This window comes from Streptomyces sp. NPDC059534 (assembly GCF_042743475.1).
Lineage (GTDB): Bacteria > Actinomycetota > Actinomycetes > Streptomycetales > Streptomycetaceae > Streptomyces.
This window is the reverse complement of the sequence record NZ_JBHWAQ010000011.1, coordinates 57,106-72,533: the sequence shown is the minus strand read 5'-3', so window position 1 is coordinate 72,533 and position 15,428 is coordinate 57,106. Positions and strand designations below refer to the sequence as shown.

17 protein-coding genes are annotated in these 15,428 nt (G+C 72.6%); 11 read left to right on the top strand and 6 right to left on the bottom strand.

The features are described 5' to 3' along the window. Positions 1-21: 21 nt before the first annotated feature. Positions 22-981: a D-2-hydroxyacid dehydrogenase family protein gene (locus ACFVZH_RS15850; protein WP_384897536.1), complete on the bottom strand. Its 960-nt coding sequence runs from the start codon at positions 979-981 to the stop codon at positions 22-24. A 102-nt stretch (positions 982-1,083) separates the two neighbouring features. On the opposite strand from ACFVZH_RS15850, the gene ACFVZH_RS15845 reads away from it, so the two are divergent. Then, positions 1,084-2,436: a hypothetical protein gene (locus ACFVZH_RS15845; RefSeq protein WP_384897534.1), complete on the top strand. Its 1,353-nt coding sequence runs from the start codon at positions 1,084-1,086 to the stop codon at positions 2,434-2,436. A gap of 15 nt (positions 2,437-2,451) precedes the next feature. On the opposite strand, the gene ACFVZH_RS15840 is transcribed toward ACFVZH_RS15845, so the two are convergent. The 4 genes from ACFVZH_RS15840 to ACFVZH_RS15825 all read right to left on the bottom strand — a co-directional run bounded on the left by ACFVZH_RS15840 (position 2,452) and on the right by ACFVZH_RS15825 (position 6,819). Next, positions 2,452-3,819 (bottom strand): threonine/serine exporter ThrE family protein, encoded by a 1,368-nt coding sequence (locus tag ACFVZH_RS15840; RefSeq protein WP_384897532.1) that lies wholly within the window; start codon positions 3,817-3,819, stop codon positions 2,452-2,454. Between the two features lie 10 nt (positions 3,820-3,829). Beyond that, on the bottom strand, positions 3,830-4,267 hold the full coding sequence (locus ACFVZH_RS15835; RefSeq protein ID WP_384897530.1) for a hypothetical protein: 438 nt from the start codon (positions 4,265-4,267) through the stop codon (positions 3,830-3,832). Next, positions 4,264-5,727, bottom strand: coding sequence for an APC family permease (locus ACFVZH_RS15830; RefSeq protein ID WP_384897528.1), 1,464 nt, complete (start codon positions 5,725-5,727; stop codon positions 4,264-4,266). Before ACFVZH_RS15830 ends, ACFVZH_RS15835 begins: the two co-directional genes overlap by 4 nt. A 135-nt stretch (positions 5,728-5,862) precedes the next feature. Beyond that, entirely contained in the window at positions 5,863-6,819 is a 957-nt protein-coding gene (locus tag ACFVZH_RS15825; protein WP_384897526.1) for a GlxA family transcriptional regulator, read from the bottom strand. A 115-nt stretch (positions 6,820-6,934) separates the two neighbouring features. Between ACFVZH_RS15825 and ACFVZH_RS15820 the strand changes: the two genes are divergently transcribed. From ACFVZH_RS15820 to ACFVZH_RS15810, 3 genes are all read left to right on the top strand, one after another. Then, complete coding sequence (locus ACFVZH_RS15820; RefSeq protein WP_384897524.1) at positions 6,935-7,546, top strand: MBL fold metallo-hydrolase; 612 nt, start codon at positions 6,935-6,937, stop codon at positions 7,544-7,546. A gap of 99 nt (positions 7,547-7,645) precedes the next feature. Next, positions 7,646-8,005 carry a hypothetical protein gene (locus ACFVZH_RS15815; RefSeq protein WP_384897522.1) on the top strand — a complete coding sequence of 120 codons (360 nt, stop codon included), beginning with the start codon at positions 7,646-7,648 and terminating at the stop codon, positions 8,003-8,005. A 121-nt stretch (positions 8,006-8,126) separates the two neighbouring features. Beyond that, the gene (locus tag ACFVZH_RS15810; protein ID WP_384897520.1) at positions 8,127-8,528 is read left to right on the top strand and encodes a DUF3592 domain-containing protein; all 402 of its coding nucleotides are present in this window, start codon (positions 8,127-8,129) and stop codon (positions 8,526-8,528) included. A 3-nt stretch (positions 8,529-8,531) separates the two neighbouring features. Here the strand turns inward: ACFVZH_RS15810 and ACFVZH_RS15805 are convergent, their stop codons facing one another. Next, on the bottom strand, positions 8,532-8,714 hold the full coding sequence (locus ACFVZH_RS15805) for a hypothetical protein (protein WP_384897518.1): 183 nt from the start codon (positions 8,712-8,714) through the stop codon (positions 8,532-8,534). Positions 8,715-9,025: 311 nt separating this feature from the next. Here ACFVZH_RS15805 and ACFVZH_RS15800 point away from each other — a divergent pair, with 311 nt between their 5' ends. From ACFVZH_RS15800 to ACFVZH_RS15770, 7 genes are all read left to right on the top strand, one after another. Next, on the top strand, positions 9,026-9,334 hold the full coding sequence (locus ACFVZH_RS15800) for a hypothetical protein (RefSeq protein WP_384897516.1): 309 nt from the start codon (positions 9,026-9,028) through the stop codon (positions 9,332-9,334). Between the two features lie 133 nt (positions 9,335-9,467). Further along, entirely contained in the window at positions 9,468-10,454 is a 987-nt protein-coding gene (locus tag ACFVZH_RS15795; protein ID WP_384897514.1) for a LuxR C-terminal-related transcriptional regulator, read from the top strand. Between the two features lie 356 nt (positions 10,455-10,810). After that, complete coding sequence (locus tag ACFVZH_RS15790; protein WP_384897512.1) at positions 10,811-11,524, top strand: YqcI/YcgG family protein; 714 nt, start codon at positions 10,811-10,813, stop codon at positions 11,522-11,524. A gap of 32 nt (positions 11,525-11,556) precedes the next feature. After that, complete coding sequence (locus ACFVZH_RS15785; protein ID WP_384897510.1) at positions 11,557-12,363, top strand: arginase family protein; 807 nt, start codon at positions 11,557-11,559, stop codon at positions 12,361-12,363. Positions 12,364-12,410: 47 nt separating this feature from the next. After that, a complete protein-coding gene (gene cysK / locus ACFVZH_RS15780) occupies positions 12,411-13,493 on the top strand; it encodes a cysteine synthase A (RefSeq protein WP_384897508.1) in 1,083 nt (360 codons plus the stop codon). Beyond that, a complete protein-coding gene (locus tag ACFVZH_RS15775; protein ID WP_384897506.1) occupies positions 13,490-14,605 on the top strand; it encodes a homoserine O-acetyltransferase in 1,116 nt (371 codons plus the stop codon). Before cysK ends, ACFVZH_RS15775 begins: the two co-directional genes overlap by 4 nt. A 43-nt stretch (positions 14,606-14,648) precedes the next feature. After that, complete coding sequence (locus ACFVZH_RS15770) at positions 14,649-15,395, top strand: SDR family oxidoreductase (protein ID WP_384897504.1); 747 nt, start codon at positions 14,649-14,651, stop codon at positions 15,393-15,395. Positions 15,396-15,428 lie beyond the last annotated feature (33 nt).

Sequence of the window (15,428 nt, the reverse complement as noted above, 5' to 3'; positions counted from 1 at the left end):
TGAGGGGCCGTCATGGGCCGGTCAGGACAGCTCCCGCACCGGCGCGCCCGCGAGGAACGCCTCGATGTCCTCGACCGCCTCGCCGAAGTAGCGGGCGTAGTTGCCCTCCGTCACATAGCCGAGGTGGGGGAGGGCGAGGACGTTCGGGAGGGTGCGCAGCGGGTCGTCGGCCGGCAGGGGCTCGGTGTCGTAGACGTCCAGGCCGGCGCCCGCGATCCAGCCCTCGCGCAGCGCCCGTACGAGCGCCCCGCCGTCCACCAGGCCCGCCCGCGAGGTGTTGACCAGGTACGCGGAGGGGCGCATCGCGCGCAGTTCGGCCTCGCCGACCAGGCCCCGGGTGCGGTCGGAGAGGACCAGGTGGAGCGAGACGAAGTCGCTGCCCGCCAGCAGGTCGTGCTTGTCCTTCGCGAGCCGTGCGCCGTGTGCCGCGGTCCGCTCCTCCGTCAGGTTCGGGCTCCACGCGGCGACGTCCATGCCGAAGGCGCGGCCGATCGCGGCGACCCGTGAGCCGATCTTGCCGAGGCCGACGAGGCCCAGGGTGCGGCCCGCCAGGTCGCCGCCGACGGTGGACTGCCAGGGGCCGCCGTCGCGCAGGGCCTGTGCCTCGGTCCGCACGTGCCGGGCGAGGCCGAGCAGCAGGGCCCAGGTCAGTTCGGTGGGCGGCGTGGAGCTGCTGGCGGTGCCGCAGACGACGATGCCCCGGGCGCGGGCGGCGGCGACGTCCACGGAGGCGTTGCGCAGCCCGGACGTCACGAGGAGCCGGAGGCGGGGGAGGCGGGCCAGGAGGTCCGCGTCGAACGGCGTCCGCTCCCGCATGATCACGAGGATCTCGCAGTCATCGACGGCGGCGACGAGCGCGTCCCGGTCGGTGAGGTGCTCGCGGAGGACCCGGACGTCGACGCGGTCGGCGAGCGGGCTCCAGTCGGCGGAGGCGAGGGCGACGCCCTGGTAGTCGTCGAGTACGGCGCAGCGCAGCTTCATGACCGCATGATCGCGTACACCCCCCTGCCCCGCCCAGGGCGACAGAACGCACCGCGCCTCGCAGAATTGCCCTGAATTGTTCCACGATGAGGAGTGGGTGCCATGGCTGCCGGTGACAGCGCCGACGAACTTGCCGTCCTCCGGGCCAGGGTGGCCGCGCTCGAAGCGGACAGGGCGGCCGCCCCGCCGCCCCACCACCGCCTGCGCTCCTTCTTCTCCGCCGTGCTCATCGTCATCGGCTGCGTGCTGATCCCCCTGGGCATCGTCGCCTCCTGGACGGCGGACATCGTCGGGAACACCGACCGCTACGTGCAGACGGTCAAACCGCTCGCCTCCGACCCCGACGTCCAGGCCGCCGTCGCCAACCGGGTGACCAACGCCGTCATGGAGCACATCGACCTGGAGTCCCTCCTGGAGGGCGTCGCGCCCGACCAGCGGCCCCTGGCGGCGAAGGCACTCGGCAAGCTGGGCGGCTCCCTGGAGGGCGCGGTCTCCAGCTTCGTCCACGACCGGGCGCAGGACATCGTCGCCTCACCGGCGTTCGAGACCATCTGGACCGACGCCAACCGGGCGATCCACACCTCCCTCGACCGGGCCCTGACCGGCAGCGACGAAGGCGCCGTGAAGATCGAGACGGACACGGTCACCATCGACCTGGCGCCCGTGATCGAGCGCGTGAAGGAGCGGCTCGTCGCGTCCGGCCTGGACGTCGCGGCCAAGATCCCCGAGATCCACACCGACTTCACGGTGGTCAAGTCCGACGACATCGGCAAGGTCAAGACCGCGTTCTCGCTGCTCCAGGCGATGGGCGTGTGGCTGCCGGTGATCGCCGTGCTGCTCGTCGTCGGCGGCGTGCTGCTCGCCGTGCGGCGCCGCCGCACCCTGGTCGCCGCCGCCCTCGGCGTCGCCGTCGCGGCGATCGTCCTCGGCGTCGCCCTCACCGTCTTCCGCACGGTCTATCTGAACGCCCTGCCCGCCACCGTCTCCCCGGCCGCCGCGGGTTCCGTCTACGACACCCTGGTCCGCTTCCTCCGCACCTCGGTCCGGGTGTTCGCGACCCTCGGCATCCTGATCGCCCTCGCCGCCTGGCTCTCCGGCCCGAGCCGTCCCGCGGTCCTCGTCCGCGGCCTCTGGCACTCCGGCATCACCGCGACCCGGGCCACCGCCGACCACGCGGGCATGCGCCTCGGCCCGGTGGGCCCCTTCGTCCGCCGCTACCGGACCTGGATCACCTGGATCCTCGTCGCCGGGGCCGCCGCGGCCCTCGTCTTCTGGTCCTACCCGACCGGCGCGGTCGTCGTGGGCATCGCCCTCACCCTGCTCTTCGTCCTGGCGGTGGTGGCCTTCCTGGCGGAGGAGCCCGCCGAGAAGCCCCCCGCCGAACAGCCCCCCACCCCGCAGCCCCCGCGGCCCCCGCAGCCCCCGAGCCCGAACACCCCCACCCCGCAGGTCTAGCGGGCCGGACACCCCTCACGGGGCCGGGAACTCCTTCTCCACGCGGGCCGGCACGAGTGCCGCGCCCGCGAGGAGACCGACCGCGATCGTCGTGACGATGGTGACGAGGTCCATCAGGTCGTGGAAGCCGTGCAGGACGTGGCCGCCCGCGAGGGAGGTCAGCGCCCGCAGGCCGAGGGAGCCGACGGTGAGGGTGAAGAAGCCGCCGAGGAACAGGACGAGCCGCGGCGGGCGTCCGGCCGGGCGGGCGAGCAGGTCCGCCGCCACCGCGAGGGCCATGGCGGCGACGAACGTTCCCGCGACCTCGCCGATCAGGGCCGTACCCGCCGCCTGCACGCCGAGCGTCAGGTAGACGAGGCCGGTCACCCAGCCCGCGACCCGCCACGGCACCTCGAAGGCCAGGGTCAGGCCCACCGTGAACACGGCCCAGCTCGCCACGATCACCCACCGGGACAGGTCCGCTTCCTGCGCGCTGTCGAAGAGCGCGCCGGTCGGCGTACCGGTGACGGCCACGCCGATGAGCACGCCCACGTACAGCTGGAGGAGCAGGACCACGGCGTAGACGAGCCGGACGGCGCCGGTCGACAGGAAGCCGTCGACGAGTTCGGCGGTGGCCGCGCTCAGCAGGTCGCCGGGCACGAAGAAGAACAGCGCCGGAAGCATGATCAGCACGGGTCCGCCGTGACCGACGCCCGGCTGGAGCAGCCCCAGGGTCACCAGGGAGACCAGGGCGGCGGCGAGCAGCGGCAGGACGCGGGCCAGGCGCGGCCGCCGGTCCGCCAGGACCGTGAGCGTCGCGACCAGCGCGGAGAGGAGCGCGGTCGTGCCGATCTCGTACCAGGTCGGCTGGACGGCGGGCGCGAAGCCGACGGAGAACAGCACGATGCCGGTGCCCCGCGCCCAGCGGGGCACCGTGGAGGGCAGGTCCTCGACCCGCCGCAGGCCGGCCGCCGCCTCGGACAGCTCCGGCCGGGTGTCCCGTACGCGCTCGACGAACTCCTTGAGGGCGACGGCCCGGTCGAGCCGGGCGACGTCGGGGAAGGCCGTGACGGCCGAGGTGAGGGTGCGGCCCCCCACGGTCACCGAGAGCACGGCGCCGTCCGCGACGAGCACTGTCTCGGCCCGCCCGCCGTACGTCCGGGCGAGGCCGCGGACGACCCGGTCGACGCCTTCGGCGCCCTCCCCGCTGAACTTCAGCATGAACCGGGTGAGTTCACGCAGGAAGTCGTGGAGGAGGACGCCGGGCTGCTCGCGCTCGTGGGCCGGGTCGCGCTCGTGGGCCGGGTCGCGCTCGTGGGCCGGGTCGGGCCCACGAGCGGCGTCGGGAGCGGAGCCGTGATCGGGGCCCCGATCGGGATCGTTGCCGGTGGACCGGGGAGTCACGCCCCGCCCCTCAGCGGCGGACGGTGTCGTCGGTCTTGAGGTCGTCCAGGGCGTCGTCGAAGTCGTCGAGCTCGTCCGGGCAGTAGACCTGGAGGACGATCCGCTCGACCTCGACGGCCTTGGAGTCGGAGATGACGGGCCGCATCCCGGGACCGGCGGCGCCGTTCGCCTGCTGGATCTTCCACAGCGCCGTCTTCAGGGCGTTGCCCGGCTCCTCGCAGACCTGGCCGCCGTCGGTGCCGAGCAGCCGCTCGATCGTGTCGGTGTCGGGGGAGGGGTAGCCGGCCTTCACCAGCGCCTCCTGGAGCTGGTTGGCCTTGGAGAGCGTCTTGCTGTCCGTCTTCACGTTCTCGTAGCGGATGAGGCCGGTGACGACGAGGCCGATGAGGATGACGATCGTGCCCCAGTAGATCACCTTGTGCTCGGAGGCGAAGCGGGTGGGACTCATGCCTGCTCTCCCTCGCTCGGGACGGCGGCGGCGGTGCGCCAGCTCGGCTTGCGGAAATGCAGGAAGGCCCACGGGACCACGAAGCCCAGGATGAGCAGGCCGCCGCCGACGATGGCGACGTACGCCCAGACGCTGCCGCTGCCGAACTGGGAGCTGGGGACGAAGCCGATGCACAGCGCGGCGAGCGAGGCGAGCAGGCCGACGACGCACAGGACGGGCAGCGCGGGTGCCCGGTAGCCGCGGGGGTGGTCGGGCTGGGTCTTCCGCAGCCGGATCGCCGCGGCGAACATCAGCAGGTAGACGATCAGGTACACCTGCGTGGTGATGACCGAGAAGATCCAGTAGACGCTGGAGACGTTCGGGATCAGCGCGTACCCCAGCGCGATGATCGTGGTCACGACGCCCTGGGAGACCAGGATGTTCTGCTGGATGCCGTACTTGTTCAGCTTCTGCAGGAACGGCGGCAGGTAGCCCTCCTGGCGGGAGATCTCCAGCAGGCCCTTGGACGGTCCGGCCAGCCAGGTCAGCATGCCGCCGAGGGACGCGGAGATCAGTGCGACGGCGGCGATCGGGGTGAGCCAGCCGATGCCGAAGTACGAGAAGAAGGCGTCGAACGCCTGCATCACGCCCGCCGTGAGGCTGAGCTGGTCCGCGGGGACGACCCAGCTGATGGCCAGCGCGGGCAGGATGAAGATCAGCAGCACCAGACCCACGGCCAGGAACATCGACTTCGGGTACTCCTTCGCCGGGTCCTTCAGCGAGGAGACGTGGACGGCGTTCATCTCCATGCCGGAGTACGACAGGAAGTTGTTGACGATCAGGACGAGGCTCGCCAGACCCGTCCACTGCGGGAGCAGGTGCGAGGCGTTCATCGGGGCCGCCGAGGCGTTGCCCTGGCCGAGGAAGACCATGCCGAGGACCACCAGCACGGTGCCGGGGATCAGGGTGCCGATGATCAGGCCCCAACTGGCCAGCCCGGCCAGCGCCTTCGTCCCGCGCGAGGAGATCCACACGCCCGTCCAGTAGAGGACCACGATGACGATCGCGGTGTACGGGCCGCTGGAGGCGAGGGCCGGATCGATGATGTACGCGATGGTGGACGCGACGAACCCGAGGAGGCTCGGGTAGTAGAAGATCGTCATCGCGAACTGGCACCACACGGCCAGGAATCCGAGCGGCTTCGACAGCCCCTCCGAGACCCAGCGGTACACGCCGCCGTTCCAGCCCGAGGCGAGCTCCGCGGAGACCAGGGCCGTCGGCAGCAGGAACACGACCGCCGGGACCAGGTAGAGGAACACACAGGCCAGGCCATAGACGGCCATCGTCGGCGCGGCCCGCAGGCTCGCCACCGACGCGGTCGTCATCAGGGCCAGCGTCACCCACGTGAGGGTGGTGGGCGCCGCCGCCTTCGCCGCCGCCCGTGGCCTGGGTACCTCGGCCGGAGTGTCGATACTGCTCATGGGCCCTCCATCGGTTCGCGCGATGCCTCCCACGCTCGGAGGCCCCCGGACGGCGGGCAACCGGGGGCGTCCGTACGGGTGAGGGCCCCGCGGTTCCGGAGGGCGTACGGGCGCGAGCGGCGGTTCCGCCCCCCGTCAGGGCGTACGCGTGAAGGAGCGGCGGTACGCGCGCGGGGGCACGCCCCGGCGGCGGACGAACTGGGCGCGGAGCACCGCCGCGCTGCCGAAGCCCACCGCGCGGGCGATCTCCTCGACGGGGAGGTCGGTGGTCTCCAGAAGCTCCTCGGCGCGGCTGAGGCGCAGCCCGAGCAGCCAGGCGTGCGGGGTGGTGCCGGTCGAGGCGGCGAACCGGCGGGCGAAGGACCGCCGGCTCATCAGCGCCCGGCGGGCCAGCTCCGCGACGGGCAGCGGCTCGTGGAGATGCTCCCGGGCCCAGGCCAGGACCTCGGTCAGCCGCTCGTCCCGGCTGTCCTCGGGCACGGGCGTGGCCAGGTACTGGGCCTGGCCGCCGTCGCGGTGGGAGGGGAGCACCAGGTCGCGGGCGATGGCGTTGGCGGTGGTCGCCCCGTACTCCCGCCGCAGGAGGTGCAGACACAGGTCGAAGCCCGCGGCGGCGCCCGCGCCGGTGACGATCCGGCCCTCGTCGACGTAGAGGGCGTCGGGTTCGACGGCGACGTCCGGGTGACGTTCGGCCAGCAGCCCGGCGAACCTCCAGTGCGTGGTGGCGCGCCGCCCGTCGAGCAGCCCGGCCGCCGCGAGCGCGAACGCGCCGACGCAGTGCGCCGCGACCAGCGCGCCCCGCGCGTGCGCCGCGGTCAGCGCGTCCCGTACGGCGGGAGCCGGGGGCGTCCGGAAGTCGGCCCAGGGCAGGGCGATCACGAGGTCGGCGGCGGCCAGCCGGTCGAGACCGTGCTCGACCACCAGCGGCAGTCCGACGTCCGTGCGGACCCGGCCCGGCCGGTCCGTGCACAGCGCGAAGTCGAACCGGGGCAGGCCCTGACCCCGCCAGTCGAACACCTCGGAGACGATGCCGGCGCCGAGCATGCCGACCCCGGCCGGGGCGTACGCGGCGACGGTCGTGAAGGGCGGCATGCGGGGAGTCTGGCACGACGGCGGCGCGGGACCGGCGGGAACGATGGCACGATTCCCGCGATCAGTGGCAGTACGGCCACTCGTGAAGGAACCGCCCGGGCAGAAGACTTGGGGCATGACGACGACGAAGAACAACGGCGACGCCCCCCGCGGCCGCACCGCCACCCACACGATCCTGACCACCGGCTACACCCTCTCCACCGGCCCCGGAGTCGCCGCCACCGTGTCGTACGTCCACGACGGTGACCGGCACGTGATCGTCGACCCCGGCATGGTGGCCGGCCGCGACCGGATCCTCGGGCCGCTCGCCGCACTCGGCCTCGGCCCCGACGACATCACCGACGTGGTGCTCAGCCACCACCACCCCGACAACACCATGAACGTCGGCCTCTTCGGCCACGCCCGCGTCCACGACCACAAGGCGATCTACGAGAACGACCAGTGGACCGACCGCGACGCCGAGGGCCACGAACTCACCCCGTCGCTGCGCCTCATCCGCACCCCCGGTCACAGCGTCGAGGACATCACGCTCCTCGCCGGCACCGAAGCGGGCGTCGTCGCCTTCGTCGGCGACCTCTGGTGGCGCCCCAACGGCCCGGTGGAGGACCCGGTCGCCCCGGACCACGGCATCCAGCGCGACTCGCGCCTCCGTGTCCTCGCCGCCGCCGACGTCATCGTCCCCGGCCACGGCCCGGCCTTCCCCGCCGACGACACGGCCCCGCTCTAGGACCTGTCGTCACCTTTCCGTCCGCCTCGCGACGCGTGGCCCCAGGCCGTCTCCTCGCACCCGCGCACGGGGCGACCGCTCCCCCTAGAATCGGCTTCCATGTCGAAGCCTGACGAGCTGCTCGTTGACATCGCCGCCACGGTGGAGTCCGGGCGGAGCAATCAGATGTCCCTCACCGTGGTCACGGGGGGTGCGGTCCTCACCGGTCGGCTGGCCCCGGAAGCCCTGTGGAGACAGCGGGTGTCGGAGGTCCTGACGGATTCGGCCCGCCTGGGCGAGTTCTCCGGGGTCTTCGCCCCCATCGCGGGCAGGGACGAGCCGCCCACCCATCTCCACTTCCACCTCGCCCGGATTCTCCAGGGCACCGTCGGCATCCCGGAGACCGGCGGCATGTACCGGGTCGCGATCGCGGACGTGAGCGCCTGGACCGTCGGCGACGTCAGCTACATCGACCACTGACCCGCACGCGGTACGCACCCGAACCGCGGCCGACCCGCGCCGTCGCCGTCCGGCGGCGGCCGACCCTTGTGCCCCGTCCGTGCCTGCGCGATGATCTGGGCTTTCCATCGGACGGGGGGCGATGACGGTGAACGTGCTGGTCATCTTGATGGCACTGATCGGACTGCTGGGACTGGGGATATCGCTGGGCGTGTACGCCCACGCCGGCCCGCTGCTGAAGCGGGGCGTGCGCACCTCCGCGCGCTGCGTCGCCATCGGCCAGGTCGCCGCGGGTTCCATGCTGCTGCTGGAGTACACCCCGCAGGACGGCCCGGCCCGCCAGTACACCGTCGGCCCCTACGTCTTCCCGCCCGTGCAGGTCGGCGGTCGCCTCGACGTGATCTACGACCCGAAGCGTCCCCAGGAGGTCAGCCTCCCGGAGCGGCTCCCCAAGGGCACCCGCGGTCTCGTCGTCGTCATGGCGGTGTCCGGTGCGGTCCTCGTGGCGTCCGTGACGTGGATCGTGATCGTGGTACGCGGCTGAGGTCTACTGCCAGCCGGCGGAGTCCGTCACGGAGCCCGTCGCCGTCGCCGTCACGGGGCCCGTCACGGGGGCGGTGTCGCCGGCGGTGACCGTGGTGTGCCGGTGGGAGTCGGTGATCTGGGGGGCGGCGCAGGCGGCGGCGACGGCGGCGACGGCGGTGCAGGTGAGCAGGGCGATGCGCCTCATGGGGAGCTCCAGACGGGAGTCGGGGAGAGGCCGCCGGGATCGCGGCGACCGGATGGCTCCATCGTTGCGAGGCCACGGCCGACGGGGCCAGCGTTCCGGCTGGCAGGCTGGTGTCGGGGCCCGAGCCTGCCAACGGGGCCGCTCCTGGCAGGCAGTGGCCACTGTCACCTAGCTGAAGCGGCGGACCGTCGACAGGCCGGCGGGCGGGCGGGCAGGGTGGGACGGGCGGGCCCCGGCGGACTTCCGGCGGGCGGCCCGCTTCCCCCTTCGTCCCGCCCGGCGTCCCCGGGCGCCCCAGGAGTGTGACCGCGGTGCATCTGATCCACGCACTGTTCCGCGCCTACCCCGACCAGCCCTCCGGTCCGCCGCTGCCGCCGGTCCCGGAGCGCGCCGAGGCGTTCGCCGCCGCGGCGGTGGAGCACGCGACCGAGCACGGCGGCTGGCGGTCCGGCACCGCGGCCGTGACCCTGTTCGTGCGCGCGGCGACGGTCGGCGAGGCCGAGGCCCGGGCGGGCGCCGTCTGCGTGGCGCTGGCGCGACCCCCCTGGCAGGTGTCGGCCGTGTGGTCCGGCCTGGTCGACGCCTACTACGAGAAGCTGATCAAGTCCGATGACACCTGAGTGAGTTGACCTCCGCCATGGCGCGGAATAGCCACAACGGAGCGTCGGCTGAAGAACTTTCGACGCCACGGCAGATCCCCCCGGCTTGCCCGTTCCAGCATGATCGGCATCGGTGCCTAACGGGGAGGCCGTGGTGGAAGAGCTGGGACTCGGCCTGGACAGGCTCGCCGAGCACACCTATCAACTGATGCTCGGGGAGCCCGACATCACGGTCGACGCGGTCGCCGCACGCACCGGCGCCGATCCCGGCGAGGTCCGGGCGGCGATGGACCGGCTCGCCGCGCTCTCGCTGCTCCGGGCCCCGGCCGACGGCGGCGACCCGACCCTGGTCGTCGACCCCGAGTACGGGCTGGAGGCGCTGCTCTCCAGCCAGCAGGCCGAGTTGCTGGAGCACCAGCACCGGATCGAGCGGAACCGCGCGGCCGCGACGGCCCTGATCGCGAAGTTCGCCCATCTGCACGTGCCGCGCACGCATCCCGACCTGGAGCACCTCGGCGACCTGGAGGCGGTCCGCGCCCGGCTGGCCGAGGTCACCGCGAAGGTCGGCGACGAGCTGCTCGCCTTCTGTCCCGGCGGCGCCCAGACCGAGGACAACCTGGAGGCGTCCAAGCCCCTGGACGCGGCGCTCCTCGAACGGGGCGTACGGATCCGGACCCTGTACGTGGACAGCGTGCGGCACCACGCGCCGAGCGTGGCGTACGCGAAGTGGCTGAACGCCCGGGGCGGACAGACCCGGACGGTGGCCGCGCTGCCGCTGCGCATGATCATCGCGGACCGCGAGATGGCGCTGGTGCCGGTCAACCCGGAGTGCAGCGCGGAAGGCGCCGTGCTGATGCGCGGCCCGGGGACCGTCGCCGCCCTGTGCGCCCTCTTCGACCACCTCTGGATCACCGGCACCCCGCTGATCGAGGCGCTGCCCGGCGCCGGCGACGACCTCGGCCGGCAGGAGCGCGAGGTCCTCAGGCTGCTCGCCCAGGGCCTCACGGACGAGGCGGTGGCGGTGCGCCTCGGCGTCTCCCTGCGGACCACCCGCCGCGTCACCGCCAAGCTGATGGACCGCCTGGGAGCCCGGAGCCGCTTCCAGGCCGGCATGCGCGCGGCGGAGCTCGGCTGGCTCTGAGCGGGCCGCCGCCGCACCCCGGTGGTGCGGGCCGCCTCTGCCGGCACCCCGGTCGGCTCGGGCCGCCTCTGCCCGCACCCCGCCGGCTCGGGCCGCCTCTGCCGCACTTCGCGCGAGGCGGCCCTCCGGCATTCTCTTCGGCTTTCCCGGATATGGCGCCAACCGGCCACCGGACGGGGAATTGGCAGCCCTGGGCCACTGTCACCTAGCTGAACCCGTAAAGCCTCGACACCACTTCACCGGCTTGGCAGAGTCTTCTCACGAAGGGCATCCCTTCAATTCCGCCGGCCCCCGTAGGAACGGATTCCGAAGTGGACAGGCTGCTACAGGCCACGAAACTGATTTCTCAATCGGATATGGACGATGCGGCCGAGGTGTGGCATCGGGCCGCATTCGGCGAGGTCGCCTCGCGCCTCTCCGACCCGGACTTCCCGTGCGTCTTCTCGCGGAACGCCTTCCGGAAGGGACTCCTGAGGTTCGTCTTCGTGGAGGACCGCGAGGGCGGCGAGGACGGCGGGTTCGGCCACCTGGCGGCGGCGCTCACGGAGTACGTCGAGCTCTCCAAGGGGTGGGACGGCAGGCTGGACACCGCGTACCCGCTGGTCGTGCTGTTCTCGCCGGACGCCGTGACCGGGAGCTCCGTGGCGGAGTACCAGGCGTTCGGCTGGCAGGTCCTGCAGGAACTGCACCACCGCGATCCCGCGCCCTGGCCGCAGGACGTCGGGCGGGACCCCGGCTCCGCCTCCTGGTCCATGTGCTTCGACGGGATGCCGCTCTTCTGCAACATGAGCAGCCCCGCGCACGAGGTCCGGCTCAGCCGGAACCTCGGCGCGTACTTCGCCCTCGTCATCAATCCCCGGGAGCGGTTCGACGTATTCGCGGGAGAGACGCCGAGCGGGCGGAAAGTGCGGGCGAACATCCGCGACCGGATCCACCGCTACGACGGAATCCCGCACTCCCCGCAACTGGGCTCCTACGGCGTCGGCGCACTCGAATGGTTCCAGTACGGGCTCATCGAGGAGAACGCCGAACGCACGGGCGTCTGCCCCTTCGAATTCTCGAATTCTTGAATTCCTTCGAAAAGAACAGGAAATTCCGACCGATGATCGACCTCATCGTCTCCCAGGGCCGGGTGGCCGACCGGGAACCCCGCCTGATCGAGGGAGCCGCCCGCATCGCGCGGGCTCTGGAGCAGCGTCACGGACTGGCCGGCCGCTTCGTCGGCGAGCCCGCGCCGGCCGCCGACGACGACTGGAGCGTCAGCCTCCCGCAGGCCCGGGCGACCCTGGCAGGTCTCGGCCGGGCGGTCACCGAGAGCGTACGGCGCGGAGCCCGTACCGTCCTGGTCTCCAACACCTGCGGGGCGAGCCTGGCCACGCTGCCGGTCGCGGCCCGCGAACACCCGGACGCCGTCGTCCTCTACATCGACGCGCACGGCGACTTCAACACCCCGGAGACGACGGGCACCGGGTACCTGGGCGGCATGGTGCTCGCCGCCGCGTGCGGACTCTGGGACAGCGGCCACGGAGCCGGTCTCGACCCGGCGCGGGCGATCCTGGTCGGAGCACGCGACATCGACGACGCCGAGGCCGCACTGCTGGCCAAGGCCGGGGTCCGGATCATCCCGCCCGCCGAGGCGACGGCCGAGAACGTCCTGGCCGCGGTCGGCGACTCCCCGGTGTGGGTGCACATCGACTGGGACGTCCTCGAACCCGGCCACGTACCCGCCGACTACACGGTCCCCGACGGCCTGCTGCCGGAACAGATCCGCGCGATCCTCGCCGCCGTCCCGCCGGCCCGGCTCCGCGGCGTCGAGCTGGCCGAGTTCAACGCCCCGCTGGACCCCGGCCTCTGCGAGGAGGCCCTCGCCGTGATTCTCGACGTGGTCGCCCCCGTCTTCGAGAACTGACCGGAACCGACGAGACGTCACGAGAACGGACCAGGAGACCCCCTGCCATGCCTCTGTACGACAGCATCCTCGACACGGTCGGCCGCACCCCGATCGTCCGGCTGCACCGGATGAGCCCCCCGCACGCCACGGTCTACGTCAAGGTCGAGTCCTTCAACCCCGGCGGTTCGGTGAAGGACCGCCTCGCGCTCTCCGTCGTCAAGGACGCCGAGCGGAAAGGGCTGTTGAAGCCCGGCGACACGATCGTCGAGTGCACCTCGGGGAACGTCGGGATCGCCCTGGCGATGGTCGCCGCCGCCCGCGGCTACAAGTTCGTGGCGGTCATGGGCGACACCTACTCGGCGGAGCGACGCAAACTGATCCGGGCCTACGGCGGGAAGGTGATCCTCTTCCCGAGCGCCCTGGGCAGCCTCGGCGGCAACCGCATCGCGGACGAACTGGCCGCACGGCACGGCTGGTTCCGCGCCAACCAGTTCGACAACCCGGCCAACCCCGCCTACCACCGCGAGACCACCGCGGCGGAGATCCTCGGCGACTTCGCGGGCAGGCGGCTCGACTACTTCGTCACCGGATTCGGCACCAGCGGAACCCTCACCGGCGTCGGGCAGATGCTCAAGCTCGCCCGGCCCGAGGTGCGGGTCGTCGCCGCCGAGCCGGACAACGCGGCCGTGCTCGCCGGCCAGGACTGGAACGTCCACCGCATCCAGGGCTGGTCCCCGAACTTCGTCCCCGGCGTGCTCGACGAGGACGTCATCGACGAACTGGTCACCGTCGACGAGGTGGTGGGGCGCGACACCGCGCGCCGCCTCGCCACGGAGGAGGGCATCTTCACGGGCATCTCCGCCGGGGCCACGCTGGCGACCGCGCTGCGCGTCGCCGAGAGCGCACCGCAGGGCTCGGTGCTGCTCGCCATGCTGCCGGACACCGGCGAGCGCTATCTGTCGACCTTCCTCTTCGAAGGGGTCAACGAGGGCTCGGACACCGAATGGCTGGCCGCACTGGACGCCGGCCTGGAGGCCCGCCACGACGGCCTGGAGGCCCGCCACGACGGCCTGGACGCCCGCCCCGACGGCCCGGACGCCGGGCTTCAGGCCGCGTCGGCCGCCCGCGCGGCGGGGGTCGGCACATGAGGGAGTTCATCCCCCCGGCGGCCCGCTTCGTCGACCTCCCCGCCGCCTTCCCCCTGCACCGCGGCGGCACGCTGAGCGGCGCGCGCATCGCGTACGAGACCGTCGGACGGCTCAGCGAGGAACGCGACAACGCGATCCTGATCCTCACCGGCCTCTCGCCCGACGCCCACGCCGCCTCCCACCCGGCGGACACCGCCCCGGGCTGGTGGGAGGCGATGGTGGGACCCGGGAAGCCCGTCGACACCGACCGCTGGTACGTGATCTGCGTCAACGCGCTGGGCAGCTGCAAGGGTTCGACCGGACCCGCCTCGGTCGCCCCCGGCTCGGACACCCCGTACGGCCCCGACTTCCCCGAACTGGCGATGGAGGACATCGCCGACGCGGCCGCCCACACCGTACGCGCCCTGGGCATCGAGCGGCTGGCGTGCGTCATCGGTACGTCGATGGGCGGGATGAGCGCGCTGTCCCTGCTGGCCCGGCACCCCGGACTGGCCCGCAGCCACATGAACATCTGCGGCGCGGCGCGGTCGCTGCCGTTCTCCATCGCGGTCCGCTCGCTGCAACGCGAGGCGATCCGGTTCGATCCGCAGTGGAACCGGGGACGGTACGACGCGGAACGCTATCCGCAGCGCGGCATGCTCACCGCACGCAAGCTCGGCATGATGACCTACCGCTCGCCCCAGGAATGGGACACCCGGTTCGGCCGGGCACGCATCGCGCCCGAACGCCGCCAGGACAAGGACCCCTTCGGCCCGGCCTTCGAGGTCGAGGGCTACCTGGAATGCCACGCCCACCGCTTCTCGCGCCGGTTCGACCCCAACAGCTACCTCTACCTGAGCCGCTGCATGGACCAGTTCGACCTGGGCGACTCCTGCGGCGGCACCGTCGAGGACGCGCTCGGCCGCATGCGCCTGGAGCGGGCCCTCGTGATCGGGGTGGAGACCGACCTCCTCTTCCCCCTCCGGCAACAGCGCCAGATCGCCGACGGCCTCGCCGCAGGCGGCATGGACGTCGAGTTCCTGGCACTGGACTCGCAGCAGGGCCACGACGCCTTCCTGACGGACACCGACCGGTTCGGCGTGCCCGTGGCGAAGTTCCTCACCGCGCTCTAGCCGGAGCCCCCTTTTCCCCTCTCACCACGGAACGGAGGACCACGTGTCCGACAACGCGCCCAGACTGGCCCTCGTCACCGGTGCCAACCGCGGCATCGGCCGGGAGACGGCACGGCTGCTCGCCGAGGCCGGCGTCCGGGTCCTGCTCGCGGGCCGCGACCGCGAGGCGGTCACGACCGCGGCGCGGGAGCTGCGCCGCGACGGCCTGGAGGCCGACCCCCTCGTCCTCGACGTGACCGACCCGGCGAGCGTCCGGGCCGCCGCCGACGAGGTCGACCGCGTGCACGGCCGGCTCGACGTGCTCGTCAACAACGCCGGCATCCGCGTCGAGGAGTACGGCCGGGCACCGTCGGAGCAACCGGCGGCCCGCTGGCGCGAGACCTTCGACACCAACCTCTTCGGCGTCGTCGAGGTGACCAGGGCCTTCCTGCCGCTGCTCCGCAGATCCCCCGCGGCGCGGATCGTCAACGTCTCCAGCCTCCTCGGCTCGCTGACGACGCACAGCGACCCGGACTCGTACGCCTCCACCCCCATGTTCAAGTCCCTTCCGGCCTACAGCGCCGCCAAGAGCGCGGTCAACTCCTGGACCGTCCACCTCGCCTACGAACTCCGCGGCACCCCGATCAAGGTGAACGCCGTGCATCCCGGCTACACCCGGACCGGCCTGAACGACGGCGCGGGCGATCTCGACGTGTCGGACGGCGCGGGATCGAGCGTGCTGATGGCCCTGCTCGGCGACGACGGGCCGACGGGCACGTACACGCACCGGGGAGTGGCCGTGCCCTGGTGACTCCCTCCGGGGACCCGCACGCAGACGTCTTCC